This is a genomic window from Pseudomonas iridis (assembly GCF_017980685.1).
Taxonomy (GTDB): Bacteria; Pseudomonadota; Gammaproteobacteria; order Pseudomonadales; family Pseudomonadaceae; genus Aquipseudomonas; species Aquipseudomonas iridis.
In genome coordinates, this window is the sequence record NZ_JACXXO010000001.1 from 839350 (window position 1) to 862368 (window position 23019).

Below are 23019 nucleotides of genomic sequence, written 5' to 3' on the forward strand. Positions count from 1 at the left end.
AGGGTGATGCAGGGGTTCAGAGCAGCACCACGTCATATTGTTCCTGGGAATACATGGTTTCCACCTGGAAGCGTATGGTGCGGCCGATGAACCCTTCAAGTTCGGCGACATTACCGGATTCTTCATCAAGCAGCCGGTCCACCACTTTCTGGTTCGCCAGCACCCGATAACCCTCGGCCTGATAGGCCCGGGCCTCACGAAGGATCTCGCGGAAGATCTCGTAACAGATGGTTTCCGCAGTCTTCAATTTGCCGCGCCCCTGACAGCAACTGCACGGTTCGCACAGCACTTGCTCAAGGCTTTCGCGGGTGCGCTTGCGGGTCATCTGCACCAGGCCCAACTCGGTAATACCGATGATGTTGGTCTTGGCGTGATCGCGCTCCAGCTGTTTTTCCAGGGTTCGCAGAACCTGGCGCCGGTGTTCCTCATCTTCCATGTCGATGAAGTCGATGATGATGATCCCGCCCAGATTGCGCAGGCGCATCTGCCGGGCTATCGCGGTCGCCGCTTCGAGGTTGGTCTTGAAGATGGTTTCTTCGAGATTGCGATGACCAACGAAAGCGCCGGTGTTGACGTCAATGGTGGTCATGGCTTCGGCCGGATCAACCACCAGATAGCCACCGGATTTCAGCGGCACTTTGCGCTCGAGCGCTCTCTGGATTTCGTCCTCGACACCGTACAGATCGAAAATCGGCCGCTCGCCCGGATAATGTTCCAGTCGATCGGCGATTTCCGGCATCAGTTCGGCGACAAACTGCGTGGTTTTCTGGAAAGTTTCCCGGGAATCGATGCGGATCTTCTCGATTTTCGGATTGACCAGATCACGCAACGTGCGCAAGGCCAGGCCAAGGTCTTCGTAGATCACGCTCGGCGCGGCGATGGTTTTGATCTGTTCGTTGATCTGGTCCCACAGGCGCCGCAGGTAGCGGATGTCCATGAGGATCTCATCGGCCCCGGCACCTTCGGCGGCGGTCCGCAGAATGAAGCCGCCGGCCTCCTTGATGCCTTCTTTGGCGACACAATCGGTGACCACCTGCTTGAGGCGCTCGCGCTCGGCTTCGTCTTCGATTTTCAGGGAAATGCCAACGTGGGCGGTGCGCGGCATGTACACCAGATAGCGCGATGGAATCGACAATTGCGTCGTCAATCGCGCACCTTTGGAGCCGATCGGATCCTTGGTGACTTGCACTACCAGGCTCTGGCCTTCGTGCACCAGCGAGCTGATGCTTTCCACCGCCGGGCCTTCGCGCAGAGAGATTTCGGCGGCATGAATGAACGCCGCACGATCGAGGCCGATGTCGACGAAGGCTGCCTGCATACCCGGCAGTACCCGGACAATCTTGCCCTTATAGATGTTGCCGACGATCCCGCGCTTTTGCGTGCGCTCGACGTGGACTTCTTGCAGCACACCGTTTTCGACCACCGCCACGCGCGATTCCATCGGCGTTATGTTGATCAGAATCTCTTCACTCATGGCAGGATCTCGTTCAGGCGTGTTCACGATAATGGCCGCATCTTGTTCGTACGACGCTTATTGCGCGTTCAGGTTTTGCCAACAGGGTATGCCGAAATGGCCCAACAGTTCTGCGGTTTCGCAAACAGGCAGCCCGACCACCGCCGAATAGCTGCCATTGAGCCCCGCGACAAACACCGCGCCGAGCCCTTGAATGCCATAACCACCGGCCTTGTCCCGGGGTTCACCGCTGGCCCAGTAGGCAGCGGCCTCCTCGCGGCTGATCGGCCGGAACCGTACCAGACTGCGCACCACCCGCGACTCGCAGCGCTCGCCTTCGAGCACAGCGATGGCGGTCAGCACTTCATGTTCTTTGCCGGACAACATCATCAGCATGGCGCATGCATCGGCTTCGTCCACCGGTTTGCCAAGAATTTTGCCATCGAGCACCACCGCAGTGTCGGCGCCCAGAACGCAAAACGGCGCAGCCGATACAAGCGTGCGCCGCCCCGCCTCGGCCTTGCCGCGCGCGAGGCGTTCGACGTAAGCCGCAGGTGATTCTTCGGGGAATGGCGTTTCATCGATGTCCGCGCTGATGGCGGAAAAAGGAACGCCGATCTGCGTGAGTAACTCACGTCGACGCGGCGATCCGGAGGCGAGGTAAAGCAGTTTCATCAAAACATCCCCTGTTCAGTGCCCTGCTTCACCGGCTCAATTGATTTTGTAGCGGCGGCGTAATCCACGCAAAGCGAAGCTGATCCAGGGCCAGAGCAAGGCACTGGTCAGTGCCGGCAGCACCAGCGCCAGGGTCGGCTGACGGTTACCGGTCAAGGCACTGAGCCACAACTGCACCAGTTGCGCGAGCCCGAAAATCACCAGAATCACCAGGCACTGTTGCCACATCGGGAACATGCGCAGGCGCTGCTGCAATGACAGCACCAGGAAAGTAATCAATGTAAGAACGAGCGCGTTCTGCCCAAACAGATCGCCTTGCAACACGTCTTCGGCCAGGCCCAGGCAGAATGCCGTGACCATACCGACCGCGTGCGGCATGTAGAGCGCCCAGAACGTCAGCAGCAAGGCCAGCCACAGCGGACGCAGGATTTCCATGAAGATCGGTAACGGCGAAACGCTGAGCAATAGACCGACAACGAAGGTCAGCCAGATGATCCAGCCATTTCGGGAAGCTTTGACACCGACCATTATTCTCGTCCCCCAGTGGTGGCTGGCGCGGTTGCCGGCGGTTTGGCAGGTGGTTTGCTGGCGGCAGGAGAAGACGCCGGGGGTTTGGTCGCCGCCGGTGCGGCCGCAGGCGGCTTGCTCGCGGCAGGTTTGACCGGGGTCGCAGCAGGCGTCGTAGCCGCCGGCACTGGCTCGGTAGCCGGAGCAGCAGGCGCCGGCATGACCAACGGTCGGGAAACCACTGAGGCCGGCATCGGACCGCCGCCATGGGCATCCAGCTCTTCTTGAGCTTGCGCGGCGTCGTTGGCGCGCTCCTCGGCGGTGCGCGAGTCGCTGAACACCAGCAGCAGGTAGCGGCTGCGGTTCAAAGCAGCAGTCGGCACGGCACGGACGATCGCGAACGGTTGGCCCGAGTCATGGATCACTTCCTTGACCGTCGCCACCGGGTAACCGGCCGGGAAGCGCTGGCCAAGACCGGAGCTGACCAGCAAATCGCCTTCCTTGATATCCGCCGTGTCGGCGACATGCCGCAGTTCCAGGCGTTCAGGGTTGCCGGTGCCGCTGGCAATCGCCCGCAGACCGTTACGATTCACCTGCACAGGAATGCTGTGAGTGGTGTCGGTCAGCAGCAGTACACGGGAGGTGTAAGGCATCAACTCGACCACCTGCCCCATCAAACCGCGCGCATCGAGCACCGGTTGACCGAGCACCACGCCGTCGCGCTCACCTTTATTGATGATGATGCGATGGGTGAAAGGGTTGGGGTCCATGCCGATCAACTCGGCCACTTCGACCTTTTCGTTGACCAGCGCAGAAGAATTGAGCAACTCGCGCAGCCGAACGTTCTGCTCGGTCAGCGCGGCAAGCTTTTGCATGCGGCCCTGATACAGCAGGTTTTCGGTCTTGAGTTTTTCGTTTTCGGCGACAAGCTCGGTGCGACTGCCGAACTGACTGGCGATACCGTCCCACAGCCGTCCGGGCAGGTCGGTGATCCAGTAGGCGTCCATCAACACCAGCGACGCTTGTTTGCGCGCGGGCTTGAGCAGGTCGAAGCGGGCATCGACCACCATCAGTGCGACCGACAGCACGGCCAGCACCAGCAGGCGCACACCCAGCGAAGGGCCTTTGGCGAAAAGCGGTTTAATAAGCCGCTCCTCCCAGGCAAATGTTCTGTTTATTCATACGGCATCAAACCGGCCTGGATGAAGACTGACAGAAGATAAACGCCAACAGGCAGCACTGCAAAGTGCTGCCTGTGCGCTCACCCACGTATTGCCTCAGCGACTTATTCGCTCGAGAGCAGATCCATGGTGTGCTTATCCATCATTTCCAATGCACGGCCACCGCCGCGAGCAACACAGGTCAGCGGATCTTCGGCAACGATCACCGGCAGACCGGTTTCCTGGGCCAGCAACTTGTCGAGGTCACGCAACAGCGCGCCACCACCGGTCAGCACCAAACCACGCTCGGCGATGTCGGAAGCCAGTTCCGGCGGCGATTGCTCCAGAGCACTCTTCACTGCCTGAACGATGGTGGCCAGGGACTCTTGCAGAGCCTCCAGCACTTCGTTGGAGTTCAGGGTGAATGCGCGTGGAACGCCTTCGGCCAGGTTACGACCGCGAACGTCGACTTCGCGAACTTCGCCGCCCGGGTAAGCCGTACCGATTTCCTGCTTGATGCGCTCTGCGGTGGATTCACCGATCAGGCTGCCGTAGTTACGGCGCACATAAGTGATGATCGCTTCGTCGAAGCGGTCGCCACCCACGCGCACGGATTCGGCGTAGACCACACCGTTCAGGGAGATCAGGGCGATTTCAGTGGTACCACCACCGATATCGACGACCATCGAACCGCGCGCCTCTTCTACCGGAAGGCCGGCACCGATCGCTGCAGCCATCGGCTCTTCGATCAGGAACACTTCACGGGCACCGGCACCGAGGGCCGATTCACGGATGGCACGACGCTCAACCTGGGTGGATTTGCATGGAACGCAGATCAGCACACGAGGGCTAGGCTGCAGAAAGCTGTTTTCGTGAACCTTGTTGATGAAGTATTGCAGCATCTTTTCGCAGACGCTGAAGTCGGCGATCACGCCGTCTTTCATCGGACGAATGGCAGCAATATTGCCCGGCGTACGACCGAGCATGCGCTTGGCCTCGGTGCCGACAGCAACGACACTTTTCTGATTACCGTGTGTCCGAATGGCCACAACCGATGGCTCATTCAGAACGATACCGCGCTCGCGCACGTAAATAAGGGTGTTGGCAGTGCCCAGGTCAATGGAAAGATCGCTGGAAAACATGCCACGCAGTTTCTTGAACATGGGAAAGGGACCCTAGGCAACGCGTGGGTAAAAAAGTGCGGCAAACTCTAACAACGACAGGGATTTTGGGCAAGGCGCCAATATGTTAAATTGGCCGCTTTTCTGTGCACCAAGCCCCACAATCGCGGCCTTATGACCGTAGAAGTGCGGTAGTGTTCCGACAATCTAACACACGGACGCCGTCCGTTCTGTTTTCCACTGGAGAATCCCGATGGCACTAGAACGCTCCGACGTGGAAAAAATCGCGCATTTGGCCTGCCTTGGCCTTAATGATGCCGATCTTCCGCACATCACCTCGGCCCTCAACAGCATTCTCGGTCTGGTCGACGAAATGCAGGCTGTTAATACCGACGGTATCGAGCCATTGGCCCACCCGCTGGAAGCCAGTCAGCGCCTGCGCGCCGATGTCGTGACCGAAACCAATCACCGCGAGGCCTACCAGTCCATCGCACCAGCGGTCGAAAACGGCCTGTATCTGGTTCCGAAAGTCATCGACTAAAGGGAATGAGCCTGCAATGCATCAAATGACTCTGGCCGAGATCGCTCGTGGTCTTGCCGATAAAAAGTTTTCCTCCGAAGAGCTGACCAAAGTCCTGCTGGCGCGTATTTCCCAGCTCGATCCGCAGCTCAACAGTTTCATCAGCCTCACCGAAGAGCTGGCCCTCGAGCAGGCGAAAGCCGCTGATGCACGCCGGGCCAATGGTGAGAGCGGCGCCCTGCTGGGCGCGCCGATCGCCCACAAAGACCTGTTCTGCACCCAGGGCATTCGCACCAGTTGCGGCTCGAAGATGCTCGACAACTTCAAGGCTCCGTACGACGCCACCGTGGTCGCCAAACTGGCCGCTGCCGGCGCCGTGACCCTGGGCAAGACCAACATGGACGAGTTCGCCATGGGTTCGGCCAACGAGTCGAGCTGGTACGGCGCGGTAAAAAACCCGTGGAATCTGGAACACGTGCCGGGCGGCTCGTCCGGTGGTTCGGCGGCGGCCGTTGCCGCTCGTCTGTTGCCAGCGGCCACCGCCACTGACACCGGTGGCTCGATCCGTCAGCCAGCCGCGTTCACCAACCTCACCGGCCTGAAACCGACGTACGGTCGTGTTTCGCGCTGGGGCATGATCGCCTACGCCTCCAGCCTCGATCAGGGCGGGCCGTTGGCGCGCACTGCCGAAGACTGCGCAATTATGTTGCAAGGTATGGCCGGCTTCGATCAGAACGACTCCACCAGCATCGATGAGCCCGTGCCGGATTACTCCGCCAGCCTGAACGAATCGCTGCAAGGCTTGCGCATCGGTGTGCCGAAGGAATACTTCAGCGCCGGTCTCGACCCGCGCATTGCCGAGCTGATCCAGAACAGCATCAAAGAGCTGCAGAAGCTCGGTGCCGTGATCAAGGAAATCAGCCTGCCGAACATGCAGCACGCGATTCCTGCGTACTACGTGATCGCGCCGGCAGAAGCCTCCTCGAACCTGTCGCGTTTCGACGGCGTGCGTTTCGGCCATCGCTGCGAGAACCCGGAAAACCTCATCGATCTGTACAAGCGCTCCCGTGGCGAAGGCTTCGGGCCTGAAGTACAGCGCCGGATCATGGTCGGTGCCTACGCGCTGTCCGCCGGTTACTACGATGCCTACTACCTCAAGGCGCAGAAGATTCGCCGCTTGGTGAAGAACGATTTCATGACTGCCTTTAATGAAGTCGACATCATCCTCGGCCCAACCACGCCGAACCCGGCCTGGAAACTCGGCGCCAAGAACAGCGACCCGGTCGCTGCCTATCTGGAAGACGTCTACACCATCACCGCCAACCTCGCGGGCCTGCCGGGCCTGTCGATGCCGGCCGGTTTTGTCGACGGTCTGCCGGTCGGCGTGCAGCTGCTCGCTCCGTATTTCCAGGAAGGCCGTTTGCTCAACGTTGCGCATCAGTACCAGTTGAACACCGACTGGCACACCCGCACCCCAACCGGCTTCTGAGGAGACACACATGCAATGGGAAGTCGTGATCGGGCTGGAGATTCATACCCAGCTCACCACCCGGTCGAAAATCTTTTCCGGTAGTTCGACCACGTTCGGCTCCGAGCCGAACACTCAGGCGAGCCTGATCGATCTGGGCATGCCCGGCGTATTGCCGGTGCTGAACCAGGAAGCAGTGCGCATGGCGGTGATGTTCGGTCTGGCGATTGACGCCGAGATCGGTCAGCACAACGTGTTCGCGCGTAAAAACTACTTCTACCCGGATCTGCCGAAGGGCTACCAGATCAGCCAGATGGAATTGCCGATCGTCGGCAAGGGCCACCTGGACATCGCGCTGGAAGACGGCACGGTCAAACGTGTCGGCATCACCCGCGCGCACCTGGAAGAAGACGCCGGCAAGAGCCTGCACGAAGAATTCAACGGTGCCACCGGCATCGACCTGAACCGTGCCGGCACGCCGCTGCTGGAAATCGTTTCCGAGCCGGACATGCGCAGCGCCAAGGAAGCCGTGGCTTACGTCAAGGCAATCCACGCGCTGGTCCGTTATCTGGGCATCTGCGACGGCAACATGGCCGAAGGTTCGCTGCGTTGCGACTGCAACGTGTCGATCCGTCCGAAAGGCCAGGTTGAATTCGGCACGCGCTGCGAAATCAAGAACGTCAACTCGTTCCGTTTCATCGAGAAGGCGATCAACTCCGAGATCCAGCGTCAGATCGAGCTGATCGAAGACGGCGGCAAAGTGATCCAGCAGACCCGTCTGTACGATCCGAACAAGGACGAAACCCGTCCGATGCGTTCCAAAGAGGAAGCCAACGACTACCGTTACTTCCCCGATCCGGACCTGCTGCCAGTGGTCATCGAAGAGTCGTTCCTCGGCGAGGTGCGCGCCACCCTGCCGGAACTGCCTCCACAGAAACGCGAGCGCTTCCAGGAGCAATTCGGTCTGTCGGTCTATGACGCCAGCGTCTTGGCCACCAGCCGCGAACAAGCTGATTACTTCGAGAAAGTCGCCACCATCGGCGGCGACGCCAAACTGGCGGCGAACTGGGTGATGGTCGAGTTGGGCAGCCTGCTCAACAAGCAAGGCCTGGACATCGACGAGTCACCGGTTTCGGCCGAGCAATTGGGCGGCATGCTGCAGCGCATCAAAGACAACACCATCTCTGGCAAGATCGCCAAGGTTGTGTTCGAAGCGATGGCCAACGGTGAAGGCAGCGCAGACGAGATCATCGAAAAGCGTGGCCTGAAGCAAGTCACCGACAGCGGCGCGATCTCGGCGGTGCTGGACGAAATGCTCGCGGCCAACGCCGAGCAGGTCGAGCAATACCGCTCGGCAGACGAAGCCAAACGCGGCAAGATGTTCGGCTTCTTCGTCGGTCAGGCCATGAAAGCCTCCAAAGGCAAGGCCAACCCGCAGCAAGTGAACGAACTGCTGAAAAGCAAGCTCGAAGGCTGACCACAATGGAGCCAGAGCCAAAGTCTGGCTCCGATCCCTGTGGGGGCGAGCCTGCTCGCGAAAGCGTCATGACATCCGATAGAGATATTGAATGTGATGGCCTCTTCGCGAGCAGGCTCGCTCCCACATTGTTAATTGGGAGCTTTCGAATGAAACACCTGCTAGGCGCCTGCGCCCTGCTCTCCTTACTCGCCGGTTGCGCCAGCACTGACATCATCGACCCGCACGGTTACGACAAGACCGGCGTCGCCTCCTATTACGGAGCCAAACACCACGGTAAACGCACCGCCAGTGGCGAAGCGTTCAACCAGAATGCCCTGACTGCCGCCCATCGCCAGCTACCCTTCGGTACCCGGGTGAAAGTCACCAACCTGAAAAACGATGAATCCGTCGTGGTCCGTATCAACGATCGCGGCCCACACACCCGTGGACGCTTGATCGATGTGTCCCGCAAAGCCGCCGAACAACTCGGTATGCTGCGCAGCGGCACTGCACGGGTTCGCGTGCAGGCCCTCGACTGATGGAGCGCCGACCATTTTTGCCCTAGCCGATTTGCCGCTGATCAGCCTTATCGAATTGTTCGCCGGGCTGTGCCTGCTGATCTTCGGTGCAGAACTGATGGTACGCGCGGCAGTGCGCCTGGCTGCTCGCCTGCATGTGCGGCCGCTGATCATCGGCCTCACCGTGGTCGCGTTTGGCAGCAGTGCGCCGCAAATGGCCGTCAGCCTGCAAGCGGCACAGGCGCATACCCCGGACATCGCGGTCGGCAGTGTGATCGGCAGCAGTATCTTCAATATTCTGGTGACCCTCGGCCTGTCGGCGCTGATCATTCCGTTGCGGGTGTCGCGGCAGTTGGTGCGCCTCGACATTCCGCTGATGATCGGCGCCAGTCTGCTAGTGTTCTTGCTGGCCTGGAATAAAGAGCTCGGGCGCCTCGACGGCATTCTGTTGCTGAGCGCACTGGCGCTGTACCTCGGTTTGCTGCTGCGCCAGTCGCGGCATTCGGCACGACCGCATGCGGAACACCCTGAAACTGCGCCGGCATCGTGGTTCGTCAGTGCGCTGATGATCATTGTCGGCCTGGCCATGCTGGTGTTCGCTGGACGTCTGTTACTGGGCGCCGCCGTCGTGGTGGCCACTGACCTTGGATTCTCCGAGCGAGTGATCGGCCTGACCGTCGTTGCTGTCGGCACTTCGCTGCCAGAACTCGCGACGTCGCTGATTGCGGCTCTGCGCGGGCAGCGGGACATCGCCGTGGGCAACGTGATCGGCGCCAATCTGTTCAATCTGCTTGGGGTGCTTGGGCTTACTGCACTGATCGCACCGATGCCTTTGTCTGTCTCGCCCAATGCGCTGGATTTCGACCTGCCGGTGATGCTCGGTGTCGCCGTGTTGTGCCTGCCAGTGTTCTATTCCGGCTACCGCGTGACCCGCGTCGAAGGTCTGCTGCTGCTCGGTTTGTATCTGGTGTATGGGCTGCACGTGGTGTCGTTCACCACCGGCATGCCGCTGGCCGGCAAACTGGAACAGCTGATGCTGTTTTATGTTCTGCCGCCGCTGCTGGCGTTTCTGCTGTTCACGTCCGTACGCGCCTGGCGCCGCCAACACCACAAGAGGGATATGCCATGACCGAATCGAAGAAGTCCGGGGTTGAAGTCCGCCGTCAGGTAATGGGCGATGTGTTCGTTGATCGCGCCTTGGGCAATGCCACCGAATTCACCCAGCCGTTGCAGGATTTCGTCAACGAACATGCCTGGGGTGGTGTGTGGAATCGCGAAGGTCTGCCGCTGAAAACCCGCAGCCTGATTACCCTCGCCGCGCTGACTGCGTTGAAGTGCCCGCAAGAGCTGAAGGGACATGTGCGCGGTGCACTGAACAATGGCTGCACCGTGGAAGAGATTCGCGAAGCGCTGCTGCATTGCGCGGTGTACGCCGGGGTCCCGGCGGCGATTGATGCGTTTCGGGCGGCGCAGGAAGTGATCGACAGTTACCAGAAAAGCTAAAAGCTCGCAGCCTTCGGCAGCTCCTACAGTGAAATGCGCTCCCCTGTAGGAGCTGCCGAAGGCTGCGATCCTTTGATCTTGCCCTTCAGATCCACCCACCCCACTGCAAAATGAAGATCCCGAGATTGGTGGTGATCGCCGCCATCAACGTGGTCAGCACAATAATCGCCGCCGCCAGTTCATGATTACCCTGCGCCGCCCGGGCCATGACAAAACTGGCTGCCGCCGTCGGGCTGCCGAAGTACAGAAACAGAATTCCCAGTTCCGCCCCGCGAAAACCACATAACCATGCGCCAAGGGTCGCGAGCACCGGCAAGCCGATCATCTTCACCAGACTTGAGCTGAGCGCCATGTTGCCGCTCTTGCGCAGCGCCGCCAGCGACAGCGTGCCGCCAATGCAGATCAACGCCAGCGGCAAGGTGGTTTGCGCCAGATACTGGCCAGAGGTTTCCAGCCATCCCGGCAGACTGATCTTGAAGTAGGCAAACGGCGCCGCCGCAATCACGCTGATGATCAGCGGATTGCTGAACACACTTTTGCAGATGCTCCACGGGTCGGATTTGATCACCGGGCTGTAGACCGCCAGCACAATGGTCGAGAGCGTGTTGTAGAACAGGATCACCAGCGCCGCGAGAATCGCCCCAAGCGAAATGCCGTAATCGCCATACATGCTCGCGGCGAGCGCCAGGCCGATCACCCCGTTATTGCCGCGAAACGCGCCTTGGGTATAGATGCCGCGATCTTCGCGCGGACACTTGAAAATCGCCCAGCCCCACGCGACGGCGAAACTCACCAGCGTGGCAATCGAGAAGTAGATCAGCAGCGCCGGTTGCAACGCGGCGTGCAGGTCGGCATGCAGAATGCCGAGGAACAGCAGCGCCGGCATGGTGACGTTGAACACCAGCGACGATGCCGTGTGGATAAAGTTGTCGTTGATCCAGTCGATGCGCTTGAGCAGCACACCGAGAAACAGCATGGCAAACACCGGCGCGGTAATGTTCAGGGTTTCGAGGAAGATTGCCAGCATGCCGGGGAGCCTTGGGTGAGCGTCGTTAGGGGCCTAATGATAAGCCACAAGTCCCCCGGCGTCTGTGGGATCGCCTTCGCGAGCAGGCTCGCTCCCACACTAGATCGGCGATCGAATGTGGGAGCGAGCCTGCTCGCGAAGAACGATAACCCGGTCTCAGGTAATCGGCGCCGGATTAAACAACGTAATGTCGTTATGCAGCTTGTGCTTCTCAGCCCACGTCTGCTGTTTGCCGCTGGCAACATCCAGGTAGTAGTGGAACAACTCCCAACCCAGCTCCTCGATAGTCGCCCTTCCGGTCGCAATCCGCCCGGCATCGATATCGATCAGATCAGGCCAGCGCTGCGCCAGCTCAGTACGTGTCGACACCTTCACCACCGGCGCCATCGCCAGCCCGTAAGGCGTGCCGCGCCCGGTCGTGAACACATGCAGGTTCATCCCCGCCGCCAGTTGCAACGTGCCGCAGACAAAATCACTGGCTGGGGTCGCGCAGAAAATCAAACCCTTCTGCTTGAAACGCTCGCCCGGACCAAGGACACCATTGATCGCGCTGCTGCCGGATTTAACGATCGAACCCAGCGACTTCTCGACGATGTTCGACAACCCGCCCTTCTTGTTGCCTGGCGTGGTGTTGGCACTGCGATCCGCTTCACCCTTGGCCAGATAGCGGTCGTACCAATCCATTTCGCGCACCAGTTCCTCGGCGACGGTTTTGGTTTGCGCCCGAGAGGTCAGCAGATAAATCGCGTCGCGCACTTCGGTGACTTCGGAAAACATCACCGTTGCCCCCGCCCGCAACAGCAGGTCCGAGGCATAACCCAGCGCCGGATTAGCGGTGATCCCGGAAAACGCATCACTGCCGCCGCACTGCATCCCCAGGATCAGTTCAGAAGCCGGCACGGTTTCGCGGCGGCGCTGGTCGAGTTTCTTCAAACGCACCTCCGCCAACGCCATGATCTGCTCGATCATCTCGGTAAAACCGTGACTGGAATCCTGCAAGCGATACAGCCACGGATCGCTGAGATCGACCGAGGCATCGTCCTCGTGCATCACCTGCCCGGCCTGCAATTTCTCGCAGCCCAGACTGATCACCAGCGCCTCGCCGCCCAGATTCGGGTTGCGCGCCAGATTGCGCACGGTACGGATCGGGATGTAGGCGTCGGTGGCAGTGATCGCCACACCACAGCCGTAACTGTGGGTCAGCGCCACCACGTCATCGACGTGCGGATACTTCGGCAGCAGCTCGTCCTTGATGCGTTTTACCGCGTGATCGAGCACGCCAGTCACGCACTGCACGGTGGTAGTAATGCCGAGAATGTTGCGCGTGCCGACGGTGCCGTCGGCGTTGCGGTAACCCTCGAAGGTGAAACCTTCCAGCGGCGCCTGCGCCTCTGGCACCTCGGTGGACAATGGCAAGCTGTCCAGCGGTGGCGCGGTCGGCATGCGCAGTTGATCTTCCTTGACCCAACTGCCACGGGGAATCGGCTGCAACGCGTAGCCGATGGTCTGACCGTAGCGAATCACCTGGCCGCCCTCGGGAATCTCCTCGAGGGTGACCTTATGGCTCTGCGGCACAAAATCCACGGTCACCAGACCGTCCGGGAACTCGGTGCCGGCCGGTACGCCCTGGTCGTTGACCACAATTACTACGTTGTCCCGCTCGTGCAGGCGGATGTAGCGCGGCGAGTCGGAATGTTCAATCAACTGCATGACACCGCTCCTCAGGAATGCGCTTGAGACAATTTACCGCTGGCTTCAACACCGCCAGTGGTTGGCGGCTCTTTGAGCACCACACGTTTGATCGGGCCGACGATCACCAGATAGCTGAACACCGCTACCAGTGCGTTGGCACCCACGAACACCAGCGCCCATTTGAACGAACCGGTGGAGCTGATGATGTAGCCAATCACGATCGGCGTGGTGATCGAAGCGATGTTGCCGAAAGTGTTGAACAGGCCACCGCTCAGACCGGCGATCTGTTTTGGCGACGTGTCGGAAACCACTGCCCAGCCCAATGCGCCAACGCCTTTGCCGAAGAAAGCCAGCGCCATGAAGCCCACGACCATCCACTCAACATCAACATAGTTGCAGGCGACGATGCTGCTGGAAACCAGCAGGCCCGCGATGATCGGTGCCTTGCGGGCGAAGGTCAGCGAGTGGCCCTTGCGCAGCAGGTAATCGGAAATCACCCCGCCGAGGACACCACCGATAAAGCCGCAGATCGCCGGCAACGAAGCGATGAAACCAGCCTTGAGGATGGTCATGCCACGTTCCTGCACCAGGTAAACCGGGAACCAGGTCAGGAAGAAGTAGGTGATGCCGTTGATGCAGTACTGGCCCAGATACACGCCGAGCATCATGCGGTTGGTCAGCAACTGGCGGATGTAGTCCCACTTCGGGCCGTCGGATTTTTTGCCGCGCTGGTCCATGTCGACCATCCCGCCGTTATCAGCGATGTGCTTGAACTCGGCATCGTTGATGCTCGGGTGTTCCCGCGGGCTGTGGATAACCTTCAGCCAGATCAGCGAGAAGACGATGCCGAGGATACCCATGACGATGAACACGTGTTCCCAGCCGAAGCTGTAGACGATCCAGCCCATCAGCGGTGCGAACAACACAGTGGCGAAATATTGCGCCGAGTTGAAGATCGCCGAAGCGGTGCCGCGTTCAGCGGTCGGGAACCAGGCCGCGACGATGCGTGCGTTGCCGGGGAAGGACGGCGCCTCGGCCAGGCCCACCAGAAAGCGCAGCATGAACAGCGCAACAATCGCCGTGGACATGCCGAACTCACCGACAAAGCCTTGCAGCACGGTGAACAGCGACCAGGTGAAAATGCTCAGGGCATAGACTTTTTTCGAGCCGAAGCGATCAAGCAGCCAGCCACCGGGAATTTGCCCGGCCACGTAGGCCCAACCGAATGCGGAGAAGATATAGCCGAGGGTGACCGCGTCGATACCGAGGTCTTTTTGCAGGCTGGAACCGGCGATCGCAATGGTCGCGCGGTCGGCATAGTTGATCGTGGTCACCAGAAACAGCATGAGCAGGATCAAATAGCGGACGTGAGTCGGCTTTTGAGTCGGTTGCATGTAGATGTACTCCCACTGATTATTTTTATGCGCGGGTGAATCTTCTTTGGTCTGGCTTTTGTGGGAGCTGGCTTGCCAGCGATGCAGGCGACGTGGTGTATCAGTCACTCCGCGATGATGCTATCGCTGGCAAGCCAGCTCCCACAGGTATTGCTGGATCAGGAGCCGATGTAGCTGGTTTTCACGACCGTGTAGAACTCCTGCGCATAGCGACCTTGCTCACGTGATCCATAGGACGAACCCTTACGGCCACCGAACGGAACGTGGTAATCCACGCCGGCAGTCGGCAGGTTGACCATCACCATCCCGGCCTGGGAATGACGTTTGAAGTGGTTGGCGTACTTCAGCGACGTGGTGGCGATACCGGCCGACAGGCCGAACTCGGTGTCGTTGGCCATGGACAGCGCAGCGTCGTAATCGGCCACGCGGACGATGTTGGCCACCGGGCCGAAAATCTCTTCGCGGCTGATGCGCATCGATGCTTCGCTGTCGGCAAACAGCGTTGGCGCGAGGAAGTAGCCCTCGGTGTCACAGGTCACCAGACCACCGCCGCTGACCAGACGCGCACCTTCGGACTGGCCGATGTCGATGTACTTCATGTCCTGTTCAAGCTGTGCCTGCGATACCACCGGACCGATATCGGTGCCGGATTTCAGCGCGTGGCCGACCTTGATCGACTTCATACGCTCGGCCATGGCTTCGACGAATTTGTCGTGAATCCCGGCGGTGACGATCAAGCGGCTCGACGCTGTGCAGCGCTGGCCGGTGGAGTAGAACGCACTTTGCACCGACAACTCGACCGCTTGCTTGAGGTCGGCGTCGTCGAGAATGATCTGCGGATTCTTGCCGCCCATTTCCAGCTGGACCTTGGCCTGACGCGACACACAGTTGACCGCGATCTGACGGCCAACACCGACAGAACCCGTGAAGCTGATGCCATCGACTTTCGGGCTGTTGACCAATGCTTCGCCGACCACACGGCCGCTGCCCATCACCAGGTTGAACACGCCGGCCGGGAAGCCTGCGCGGGAGATGATTTCGGCCAGCGCCCAAGCGCAGCCCGGTACCAGATCGGCAGGTTTCAAAACCACGCAGTTGCCGTAGGCCAGGGCCGGAGCGATCTTCCACGATGGAATGGCAATCGGGAAATTCCACGGGGTGATCAGACCGACCACGCCCAGTGCTTCGCGAGTAACTTCGACGTTAACGCCCGGGCGCACCGACGGCACGTAATCGCCGGACAAACGCAGGCACTCCCCCGCGAAGAACTTGAAGATGTTACCGGCGCGGGTCACTTCGCCGATGGCTTCGGGCAGGGTCTTGCCCTCTTCCCGGGCCAGCAACGTACCGAGCTCTTCGCGACGAGCGAGAATTTCCGAGCCGACCTTATCCAGCGAATCGTGACGAGCCTGAATACCCGAAGTCGACCAGGCCGGGAACGCTGCGCGCGCAGCGTCGATGGCGGCGTTGACCTGAGCCAGATCTGCCTTGGCGTAGTCGCCGATGGTGTCACTCAACTCGGACGGGTTGATGTTGGCCGAGTAATCGGAACCGGCGACCCATTCACCGTTGATGTAGTTGTCGTAGCGTTTTGAATCAGTCACTGAAGTCGCTCCTCACGCAAAAGGCCGCTGATTGCTCGGCGGCCTCGGTTTTATCGGGTGTTATTGCGCGCCTTGCTTGTCGATCAGCGCGGCGAGCATTTCGTACTCTTCGCCAGTCAGATCGGTCAGCGGCGCCCGCACCGGGCCCGCGTCATAGCCGGCGATTTTTGCGCCTGCCTTGACGATGCTCACGGCGTAACCGGCCTTGCGGTTACGGATGTCGAGGTATGGCAGGAAGAAGTCGTCGATGATCTTGCCGACAGTGGCGTGATCTTCGCGGGCAATGGCGTGGTAGAAATCCATCGCGGTTTTCGGAATGAAGTTGAACACCGCCGAGGAGTAAACCGGCACGCCCAGCGCCTTGTAGGCGGCGGCGTAGACTTCGGCGGTCGGCAACCCCCCCAGGTAGCTGAAGCGATCACCGAGGCGGCGACGAATCGACACCATCAACTCGATATCACCCAGGCCATCCTTGTAACCGATCAGGTTCGGGCAGCGCTCGGCCAGACGCTCCAGCAGCGGCGCGGTCAGACGGCAGACATTACGGTTGTAGACCACCACGCCGATCTTCACCGATTTGCACACGGCTTCAACGTGAGCGGCGACACCGTCCTGGCTGGCTTCGGTCAGGTAATGCGGCAGCAGCAACAGACCTTTGGCACCCAGACGCTCGGCTTCCTGTGCGTATTCGATGGCTTGACGAGTCGAACCGCCCACGCCCGCCAGAATCGGCACGCTGGTTTCGCAGGTGTCGACGGCAGTCTTGATGATTTCCGAGTATTCGCTGGCGGCCAGGGAGAAGAACTCACCGGTGCCACCGGCGGCGAACAGGGCCGAAGCGCCATACGGGGCCAGCCATTCCAGACGCTTGATATAGCCCGCGCGGTTGAAATCGCCTTGCGCGTTGAAATCGGTCACCGGGAAAGACAGCAGGCCGGCAGAGAGGATGGACTTCAGTTCTTGTGGATTCATTATTCGAACACCCTGGTAGCAACGTTTTTTGTGATTGGATCGTTCAGCTATTCGCCGAGGTTGTAGGTCATCGTACAACTTAAAAAATAACCGTCAACTGCATTTCATCGTTGTGAGGGCTTTTTTGTCGGACAAGATTGTTTTCGATAGCTCCTACAGGTGGCTTTGCAATGAATGGAAATAGACGGTTTAAAACGAGACAGGCGGGATTTTCGTACCGTGCCAACCCGCCGTGAATGGATCACGGCAAACCTCGCATGGAGAGCGCCCCGATGGATTTTGCCCCACCCGAACTCCCGCAATTTCTGCCTCATTCGCCTGAAACGGCAACCGTGAACCTGTCGGCATTAAGCGACGAACTGATCGTGCAAGTGCCCGATTCCAGCGATTTCGCGGCGAATTGGAGCGTCTACGCGATTCTGGGCGATGACCCCGAGGAGCCCGAATGGGCGAGCGAAGAAGTCAACACTGGCACCTGGGAAGACGCCGAGGACGAGATGGAAAAACTGACGGGACTGCACATTCCGAAAGAAGCGCTAATACCGTACCTGCACAGGGAAATTGAACTGCGCTACAAGTTTCAGGACGAGTCCAGCATCGAGCCTTTCTCTGAGCCGCTGACGTTACAAATCGAGCCCAGATTCAGGACGCGCTTGAAGGTCCGGAGCGCCCTTTCAAAGCGAATACCGTTCGTCGGAACTGGTATTTCTTACAGGTGCGAGCCACGTTTGATCCCTGCCCTAATTGCCAGGGAGCGAACGACCCGGCTCCAAGGCGCATGCATTCAATGCGCTCATTCAAGGGTTTGAAACAGATAAAAGGATTTGATCATGACTGCACAAGAAAAAGCGCTACAACCTCCTTTTCTCCAAGAGGCCGTAGAAGGCGTACTTTACGTCGACCAACTCAAAGAACATGCCCACGGGCAAGTGGTGATTGGTTCAAACGCCAGTATGGGAGACGAGATCACTTTTAAGGTATGGACGACTACCGGTAACCATTGGAGTGAAACAAAAAGCGTGGATTCAGCACCGTCGGTAATGGTATTCGATATTCCCGCAGACACCTTTACAAAAAATATGCAATCAGAAGCCGGCTCCACCCTTCAATACTCCATGAAGAATGGAACACAGGATCTAGGGGAGTCCCCAGTTACGAAGATCCGGCTCGTAAAATAGCCGTCAATCACCCTTGCGCCTGCGCTTCTTCATGGGCCTGGCGCAGTCTTTCGCGGCTGTTGGTCAGGTGCAGACGCATGGCCGCACGCGCTGCATCGGAATCCTGACGGGCGATAGCCTCGTAGATTTCTTCGTGCTCACGACTCAAGCGACTCATGTAATGCTGCTGATCATCATGGGCCAGACGTGCGGAATTCAGCCGCGTGCGCGGAATGATGCTGGTACCCAGGTGAGTCATGATGTCGGTGAAATAGCGGTTGCCTGTGGACAGGGCGATTTCCAGATGGAACGCGAAGTCCGAGGCGACGGCGTCACTGGCGTGGGAAACGCTGTCGTTCAGCGCATCGAGCGCAGCGCGCATGGTCGCCAGTTGCTCGGGGCTGCGACGTTGCGCAGCAAGCCCGGCGGATTCCACCTCGAGGCTGATGCGTAATTCAAGAATGGCCAACACGTCACGCAGGGTGACGACGGTGGCCGGATCGATCCGGAAACCACTCGGGCTCGGTGTGTCGAGCACAAAAGTGCCGATGCCATGGCGGGTTTCTACCTGGCCTGCGGCCTGCAACCGGGAAATCGCCTCGCGCACCACGGTGCGGCTGACGCCATGGGCTTCCATGATCGCCGACTCGGTAGGCAATTTATCGCCACGCTTGAGCAGGCCGTCACGGATTTGCTCGCTGAGCACCGTCACCAATTCCTGAGCCAGGCTGCGGCGCTTGCGTGGGAAGCGCGGGGTGTCGATCAGGTTTTCCATGGTTGCATGTTGTCTCGAAAGTTCGGCTAGTGGGCATCATAGCTCAAGCGGGTTGTACGATCACTTTCCTTCATAGTTGTCCCCTGTGGGAGCTGGCTTGCCAGCGATGGCGTCAGATCAGTCCGCTCTACACTGACTGCTCGGCCCTCATCGCTGGCAAGCCAGCTCCCACAGGGATTGTGTGGCGATCAAGCAGTTACTGTTTGCTCAACCAAATGGCCGCTGTCGATTCGCACATGCCGCGGGTGGAACCGCTTGAGGCTGCTGCGGTGGCCAACACTGACAATGCTCAAGCCCGGCAACTGATCGATCAGCGCCTGATAAAGCGTGGCTTCGTCTTCCTCGTCCATCGCCGAAGTCGCTTCATCCATGTACAGCCAGTGCGGTGCATAAAGCATCGCGCGGGCGAAGGCCAGGCGCTGCTGTTCACCGGGCGAAAGCATCCGCTGCCAGTGATTGGCTTCATCCAGACGCGCGACCAGATGCGGCAAGCGGCAGGTTTCCAGCACTTGCGCGTAACGTTCTGCTGAATAGGTGTCACCCGCCTGTGGGTAACTCAAGGCCTCGCGCAGGGTGCCGATCGGCAGGTACGGTTTTTGTGGCAGGAACAGATAACGCGCCGCCGGCAGGCGAATGCTGCCGTGCCCCGCTGGCCACAAGTGCCCCATCGCCCGCAGCAACGTCGACTTGCCGCTGCCGGAACGGCCGCTGAGCATCACGCGATCACCCGGTTCAACGGTCATGTCGGCGTTGGTCAGCAAGTGACGACCGTCGGCCAGATCGAGCCCCAGGTTGTGGACTTTCAATTCACTGCCCTGATTCTGCACATCAATGGCCGGCGCACGTTGTTCATTGTCGGTCATGGCTTGACGGAAACTCAGCAGACGATCACAAGTGGCGCGCCAGGAAGCGAGGCTCTGGTACGCACTGATGAACCAGCTGAAACTCTCCTGAACGTTGCCGAATGCCGAGCTGATCTGCATCAGCTCACCGAGTTCGATCTTGCCGGAGAGATAACGCGGCGAGGCCACGATGAACGGGAAGATGATGGCCGCCTGACTGTAACCGGCGGTGAAGAACGTCAGGCGCTTGGACACTTTCATGATGTCCCAGAAGTTGTGCCAAACATTCCCGAAGCGAGCGCTCAACCGACGATTTTCGTTCGGTTCGCCGTTGTACAACGCAATGCTTTCGGCGTTCTCGCGAATCCGCACCATGGAAAAGCGCAGGTCGGCTTCGAAGCGTTGTTGCTGGTTGTTCAGGCCGATCAAACGACGACCGATCAAATGCGTCAGCCAGCTACCGACCACGGCGTAAACCAGCACGCACCAGAACATATAGCCGGGAATGGTGATGCCAAAAACTTCGATGCTGCCGGACACCCCCCACAAAATGATCGAGAACGACACCAGGCTGACGATATTGCGCAGCAGCCCGATACCCAGTTCAAGGGTGTTGGAGGTGAAGTTATTGAGGTCTTCGGAAATGCGCTGGTCCGGGTTATCGGTATAACCGCCCTGCTCCAGTTGGTAGTAGTTCTTGTCGGCGAGCCAACGCGAGAAATGCTTTTCAGTGAGCCAGGCCCGCCAGCGAATCGTCAGCATCTGGGTCAAGTAAAGCCGGTACACCGCTCCGACAATCGCCACCGCCGCTATCGCACAGAAATACAGAATCAGCCGCCAGAACGCCGCCTCGTCCTTCTTTTGCAACGCGTTGTAAAAGTCCTTGTACCAGGTGTTAAACCACACCGAGATGCCCACGCTGAGCAGCGAGAGCACTATCACCGCAATCAGCAGCGTCCAGGCCTGGACCTTCTCTTCACTGCGCCAATAAGGCGTGATGATCGCCCATACTTTGCGAAAAAACTGCCCGTGCACAGCATCGTTGACCGCGGAGTATTCAGCGTTCTGATTCATGGATAAGGCTCGATATAGATAAGAACAGACACGCACCGATCATAGATGATCGGCGCGTTTTATCGCGAGGGCTGGCGATGGTCGTTCAGCGCTGGTTCAGCGACGAACCGGGCGCTTCTGCAGTTTGCGCTGCAGGGTGCGGCGGTGCATGCCCAAGGCGCGGGCAGTGGCGGAGATGTTGCCTTCGTGTTCGGTGAGCACGCGCTGGATGTGCTCCCACTGCAGGCGGTCGACCGACATCGGGTTTTCCGGCACCAGGCTGTCGAGGTCGGCGTGCTCGGAGAGCAGCGCGGCCAGGACATCGTCGGCGTCGGCCGGTTTGCACAGGTAGTTGCAGGCGCCGCGCTTGATCGCCTCGACAGCGGTGGCAATGCTCGAGTAACCGGTAAGGATCACCACGCGCATTTCCGGGTCCAGTTCCAGCAGCTTGGGCAGCAGCACCAGACCGGAATCGCCGTCCATTTTCAGGTCGAGCGCGGCGTAGTCCGGGATATCGGCCTGCGCGATGGTAATGCCTTCTTCGGCAGAACCTGCGGTGCTGACGCGAAAACCGCGGCGGGCCATGGCACGGGCCATCACTCGGGTGAAGGTCGCGTCATCGTCGACCAGCAGCAAATGCGGCAGTTCTTCGCCTTCGACTTGGATTTCGTCACTCATGTTGGTCTCCTCGGGCGCCGTGGGGCAGGCGCAGCTCGGTGAGCGTGCCGCCTTCCTCATGACTATAGAGTTTCACTGAGCCGCCGGCGCGTGTCACGCTGGCCTTGCTCAAAAACAGGCCCAGGCCGAAACCTTTGCCCTTCGTGGTAAAAAATGGTTTGCCGATTTGCTCGGCGATGGCCAGCGGCACACCGGCGCCGTGATCGCGAATGCTGATGGTCAGGTTTTCCGTGTCCCAGTCCAGCGTCACTTTGAGGTTTTCCGGGCAGGCATCGGCGGCGTTGTTGAGCAGATTCAACAGGGCCTGGGTCAGATCCGGCGGCGGCGCCATGCGCGGCACCGTGCCCTGACCGAGACAGTGGAAGCGATAACTGGCTTCCGGACGCATCAGGTGCCAGCGGTTCAGCGCTTCGTCGAGCCAGAGGGTGACGTCCTGCATCTCCACCGCCAGACGACGGTTCGCTTCGGCGGCCCGCACCAGTTGCTGCAAGGTCTCCTTGCACAACTTGACCTGATCCTGCAGCACTTTCAGGTCGTCCTGCAGCAGCGGGTCGGGATGATCCTGCTGCATCTCCTTGAGCAACACGCTCATGGTCGCCAGCGGCGTGCCCAGTTCATGGGCGGCACCGGCAGCTTGCGTGGCGACGGCGAGCAACTGCTGATCGCGCAGGCCCTCTTCGCGGCGAATCGCCCGCAGCTCTTCCTGACGACGCAACTCTTCAGCCATGCGCGCAGCGAAGAAAGTGATCACCGCCGCCGCGAGGGCGAAGCTCAGCCACATGCCGTAGATCTGCAGGTTTTCGCGGGCGACCGGCAGGGTTTCCAGCGGGTAGAACCGCGTCAGCATCACGGTGTACAAGGCCAGCGCGATGCCGGACAGGATCACCGAATAGCGCCATGGCAGCGTCACCGCAGCAATGGTCAGCGGCACCAGATAATAGGAAACGAACGGGTTCGTGGAACCGCCGGAGAAATACAGCAGCGCGCTGTGGATAACCAGATCACAGGCCAGTTGCAGGGCGTATTCCAGCTCGGTCACCGGCCATGAAGTACGCAAGCGCACGGCGGTGAACGCGCACAGCAATATCGAGCAGCCGAGGGTCATCGCCAGTTGCACCCACGGCAACGGCAACAGCTCCAGCCAATAGGCCAGACCTACGGAACCGGCCTGCGCGGCGAGCACCAGCGTGCGGATGAAAGTCAGCCGCCAGAGGTTCTGGCGAGTGGCGGAAGTCAATTGTACGGGGGCGAGCATGAGCTCTCCTGATGAGCACTCCAGGCGGATCGCACGGAGTATAACCAAGCCGCGGCCTCCAGAGGCGAAAGTGCGGCAAACGACCACACCGGACAAGCTGCCAGTTTCGAGCCGCAAGCTACAAGTGAAAGCGTTTGGCTTGGCAGCTTGAGGCTTGCAACTTGAAGCTGCTTTCTGGAGTCTGAT

General features: G+C 59.7%; 22 protein-coding genes. 8 read left to right on the plus strand and 14 right to left on the minus strand.

Translation table 11 applies throughout. From position 1 onward, the window contains the following. Window positions 1-16: 16 nt before the first annotated feature. The 5 genes from rng to mreB all read right to left on the minus strand — a co-directional run bounded on the left by rng (window position 17) and on the right by mreB (window position 4958). Window positions 17-1474, minus strand: a complete 1458-nt coding sequence (rng, locus tag IEQ42_RS03945; protein WP_210702616.1) for a ribonuclease G — start codon at window positions 1472-1474, stop codon at window positions 17-19. 57 nt (window positions 1475-1531) lie between these two features. Beyond that, window positions 1532-2128, minus strand: coding sequence for a Maf family protein (locus IEQ42_RS03950; protein WP_210624760.1), 597 nt, complete (start codon window positions 2126-2128; stop codon window positions 1532-1534). 36 nt (window positions 2129-2164) lie between these two features. Continuing rightward, window positions 2165-2656 (minus strand): rod shape-determining protein MreD, encoded by a 492-nt coding sequence (mreD, locus tag IEQ42_RS03955; protein ID WP_210702617.1) that lies wholly within the window; start codon window positions 2654-2656, stop codon window positions 2165-2167. After that, entirely contained in the window at window positions 2656-3780 is a 1125-nt protein-coding gene (gene mreC / locus IEQ42_RS03960) for a rod shape-determining protein MreC (protein ID WP_210702744.1), read from the minus strand. The genes mreD and mreC overlap by 1 nt, the downstream gene beginning before the upstream one ends. A 140-nt stretch (window positions 3781-3920) precedes the next feature. Further along, a complete protein-coding gene (mreB, locus tag IEQ42_RS03965; RefSeq protein WP_002555108.1) occupies window positions 3921-4958 on the minus strand; it encodes a rod shape-determining protein MreB in 1038 nt (345 codons plus the stop codon). Between the two features lie 211 nt (window positions 4959-5169). Here mreB and gatC point away from each other — a divergent pair, with 211 nt between their 5' ends. The 6 genes from gatC (at window position 5170) to IEQ42_RS03995 (ending at window position 10384) form a co-directional block, all read left to right on the plus strand. Next, window positions 5170-5457, plus strand: coding sequence for an Asp-tRNA(Asn)/Glu-tRNA(Gln) amidotransferase subunit GatC (gene gatC, locus IEQ42_RS03970; protein WP_007901429.1), 288 nt, complete (start codon window positions 5170-5172; stop codon window positions 5455-5457). A 16-nt stretch (window positions 5458-5473) separates the two neighbouring features. Then, window positions 5474-6925 (plus strand): Asp-tRNA(Asn)/Glu-tRNA(Gln) amidotransferase subunit GatA, encoded by a 1452-nt coding sequence (gene gatA, locus IEQ42_RS03975; RefSeq protein WP_047299769.1) that lies wholly within the window; start codon window positions 5474-5476, stop codon window positions 6923-6925. Window positions 6926-6935: 10 nt separating this feature from the next. Further along, a complete protein-coding gene (gene gatB / locus IEQ42_RS03980; protein ID WP_210702618.1) occupies window positions 6936-8381 on the plus strand; it encodes an Asp-tRNA(Asn)/Glu-tRNA(Gln) amidotransferase subunit GatB in 1446 nt (481 codons plus the stop codon). Window positions 8382-8530: 149 nt separating this feature from the next. Beyond that, on the plus strand, window positions 8531-8902 hold the full coding sequence (locus IEQ42_RS03985) for a septal ring lytic transglycosylase RlpA family protein (RefSeq protein ID WP_210702619.1): 372 nt from the start codon (window positions 8531-8533) through the stop codon (window positions 8900-8902). 31 nt (window positions 8903-8933) lie between these two features. Beyond that, complete coding sequence (locus IEQ42_RS03990; RefSeq protein WP_269756002.1) at window positions 8934-10010, plus strand: calcium/sodium antiporter; 1077 nt, start codon at window positions 8934-8936, stop codon at window positions 10008-10010. Beyond that, entirely contained in the window at window positions 10007-10384 is a 378-nt protein-coding gene (locus tag IEQ42_RS03995; protein ID WP_042557645.1) for a carboxymuconolactone decarboxylase family protein, read from the plus strand. The genes IEQ42_RS03990 and IEQ42_RS03995 overlap by 4 nt, the downstream gene beginning before the upstream one ends. A gap of 85 nt (window positions 10385-10469) precedes the next feature. On the opposite strand, the gene IEQ42_RS04000 is transcribed toward IEQ42_RS03995, so the two are convergent. The 5 genes from IEQ42_RS04000 to kdgD form a co-directional block, all read right to left on the minus strand. Then, window positions 10470-11411, minus strand: coding sequence for an AEC family transporter (locus IEQ42_RS04000; protein WP_210624761.1), 942 nt, complete (start codon window positions 11409-11411; stop codon window positions 10470-10472). Between the two features lie 156 nt (window positions 11412-11567). After that, the gene (gene garD / locus IEQ42_RS04005; RefSeq protein WP_210702620.1) at window positions 11568-13121 is read right to left on the minus strand and encodes a galactarate dehydratase; all 1554 of its coding nucleotides are present in this window, start codon (window positions 13119-13121) and stop codon (window positions 11568-11570) included. Between the two features lie 11 nt (window positions 13122-13132). Continuing rightward, window positions 13133-14605 (minus strand): MFS transporter, encoded by a 1473-nt coding sequence (locus tag IEQ42_RS04010; RefSeq protein WP_155418713.1) that lies wholly within the window; start codon window positions 14603-14605, stop codon window positions 13133-13135. 50 nt (window positions 14606-14655) lie between these two features. Continuing rightward, complete coding sequence (locus IEQ42_RS04015; RefSeq protein ID WP_210702621.1) at window positions 14656-16101, minus strand: aldehyde dehydrogenase family protein; 1446 nt, start codon at window positions 16099-16101, stop codon at window positions 14656-14658. Window positions 16102-16161: 60 nt separating this feature from the next. Then, entirely contained in the window at window positions 16162-17073 is a 912-nt protein-coding gene (kdgD, locus tag IEQ42_RS04020; RefSeq protein ID WP_042557640.1) for a 5-dehydro-4-deoxyglucarate dehydratase, read from the minus strand. A 272-nt stretch (window positions 17074-17345) separates the two neighbouring features. Here kdgD and IEQ42_RS04025 point away from each other — a divergent pair, with 272 nt between their 5' ends. After that, window positions 17346-17882 (plus strand): hypothetical protein, encoded by a 537-nt coding sequence (locus IEQ42_RS04025; RefSeq protein ID WP_228731926.1) that lies wholly within the window; start codon window positions 17346-17348, stop codon window positions 17880-17882. Window positions 17883-17903: 21 nt separating this feature from the next. Continuing rightward, window positions 17904-18251: a hypothetical protein gene (locus IEQ42_RS04030; RefSeq protein WP_210702622.1), complete on the plus strand. Its 348-nt coding sequence runs from the start codon at window positions 17904-17906 to the stop codon at window positions 18249-18251. Between the two features lie 7 nt (window positions 18252-18258). Here the strand turns inward: IEQ42_RS04030 and IEQ42_RS04035 are convergent, their stop codons facing one another. The 4 genes from IEQ42_RS04035 to IEQ42_RS04050 all read right to left on the minus strand — a co-directional run bounded on the left by IEQ42_RS04035 (window position 18259) and on the right by IEQ42_RS04050 (window position 22833). Continuing rightward, window positions 18259-19005: a FadR/GntR family transcriptional regulator gene (locus tag IEQ42_RS04035; RefSeq protein ID WP_047299761.1), complete on the minus strand. Its 747-nt coding sequence runs from the start codon at window positions 19003-19005 to the stop codon at window positions 18259-18261. Between the two features lie 188 nt (window positions 19006-19193). Beyond that, a complete protein-coding gene (locus tag IEQ42_RS04040) occupies window positions 19194-20921 on the minus strand; it encodes an ABC transporter ATP-binding protein/permease (protein WP_210702623.1) in 1728 nt (575 codons plus the stop codon). Between the two features lie 96 nt (window positions 20922-21017). Beyond that, the gene (locus tag IEQ42_RS04045) at window positions 21018-21578 is read right to left on the minus strand and encodes a response regulator transcription factor (protein WP_042557635.1); all 561 of its coding nucleotides are present in this window, start codon (window positions 21576-21578) and stop codon (window positions 21018-21020) included. Further along, complete coding sequence (locus IEQ42_RS04050) at window positions 21571-22833, minus strand: ATP-binding protein (RefSeq protein WP_115147468.1); 1263 nt, start codon at window positions 22831-22833, stop codon at window positions 21571-21573. The genes IEQ42_RS04045 and IEQ42_RS04050 overlap by 8 nt, the downstream gene beginning before the upstream one ends. Between the last annotated feature and the right edge of the window lie 186 nt (window positions 22834-23019).

Bases quoted from the DNA above. Each gene is read 5' to 3' on its own strand.
- gatB (WP_210702618.1), top strand. From the start codon at position 6,936: ATGCAATGGGAAGTCGTGATCGGGCTGGAGATTCATACCCAGCTCACC.
- IEQ42_RS04050 (WP_115147468.1), bottom strand. From the start codon at position 22,833: ATGCTCGCCCCCGTACAATTGACTTCCGCCACTCGCCAGAACCTCTGG.
- IEQ42_RS04035 (WP_047299761.1), bottom strand. From the start codon at position 19,005: ATGGAAAACCTGATCGACACCCCGCGCTTCCCACGCAAGCGCCGCAGC.
- mreB (WP_002555108.1), bottom strand. From the start codon at position 4,958: ATGTTCAAGAAACTGCGTGGCATGTTTTCCAGCGATCTTTCCATTGAC.
- gatA (WP_047299769.1), top strand. From the start codon at position 5,474: ATGCATCAAATGACTCTGGCCGAGATCGCTCGTGGTCTTGCCGATAAA.
- gatC (WP_007901429.1), top strand. From the start codon at position 5,170: ATGGCACTAGAACGCTCCGACGTGGAAAAAATCGCGCATTTGGCCTGC.
- IEQ42_RS04040 (WP_210702623.1), bottom strand. From the start codon at position 20,921: ATGAATCAGAACGCTGAATACTCCGCGGTCAACGATGCTGTGCACGGG.
- IEQ42_RS04045 (WP_042557635.1), bottom strand. From the start codon at position 21,578: ATGAGTGACGAAATCCAAGTCGAAGGCGAAGAACTGCCGCATTTGCTG.
- mreD (WP_210702617.1), bottom strand. From the start codon at position 2,656: ATGGTCGGTGTCAAAGCTTCCCGAAATGGCTGGATCATCTGGCTGACC.
- rng (WP_210702616.1), bottom strand. From the start codon at position 1,474: ATGAGTGAAGAGATTCTGATCAACATAACGCCGATGGAATCGCGCGTG.
- IEQ42_RS04025 (WP_228731926.1), top strand. From the start codon at position 17,346: ATGGATTTTGCCCCACCCGAACTCCCGCAATTTCTGCCTCATTCGCCT.
- IEQ42_RS03950 (WP_210624760.1), bottom strand. From the start codon at position 2,128: ATGAAACTGCTTTACCTCGCCTCCGGATCGCCGCGTCGACGTGAGTTA.
- kdgD (WP_042557640.1), bottom strand. From the start codon at position 17,073: ATGAATCCACAAGAACTGAAGTCCATCCTCTCTGCCGGCCTGCTGTCT.
- IEQ42_RS04030 (WP_210702622.1), top strand. From the start codon at position 17,904: ATGACTGCACAAGAAAAAGCGCTACAACCTCCTTTTCTCCAAGAGGCC.
- IEQ42_RS03995 (WP_042557645.1), top strand. From the start codon at position 10,007: ATGACCGAATCGAAGAAGTCCGGGGTTGAAGTCCGCCGTCAGGTAATG.
- IEQ42_RS03985 (WP_210702619.1), top strand. From the start codon at position 8,531: ATGAAACACCTGCTAGGCGCCTGCGCCCTGCTCTCCTTACTCGCCGGT.
- IEQ42_RS04000 (WP_210624761.1), bottom strand. From the start codon at position 11,411: ATGCTGGCAATCTTCCTCGAAACCCTGAACATTACCGCGCCGGTGTTT.
- garD (WP_210702620.1), bottom strand. From the start codon at position 13,121: ATGCAGTTGATTGAACATTCCGACTCGCCGCGCTACATCCGCCTGCAC.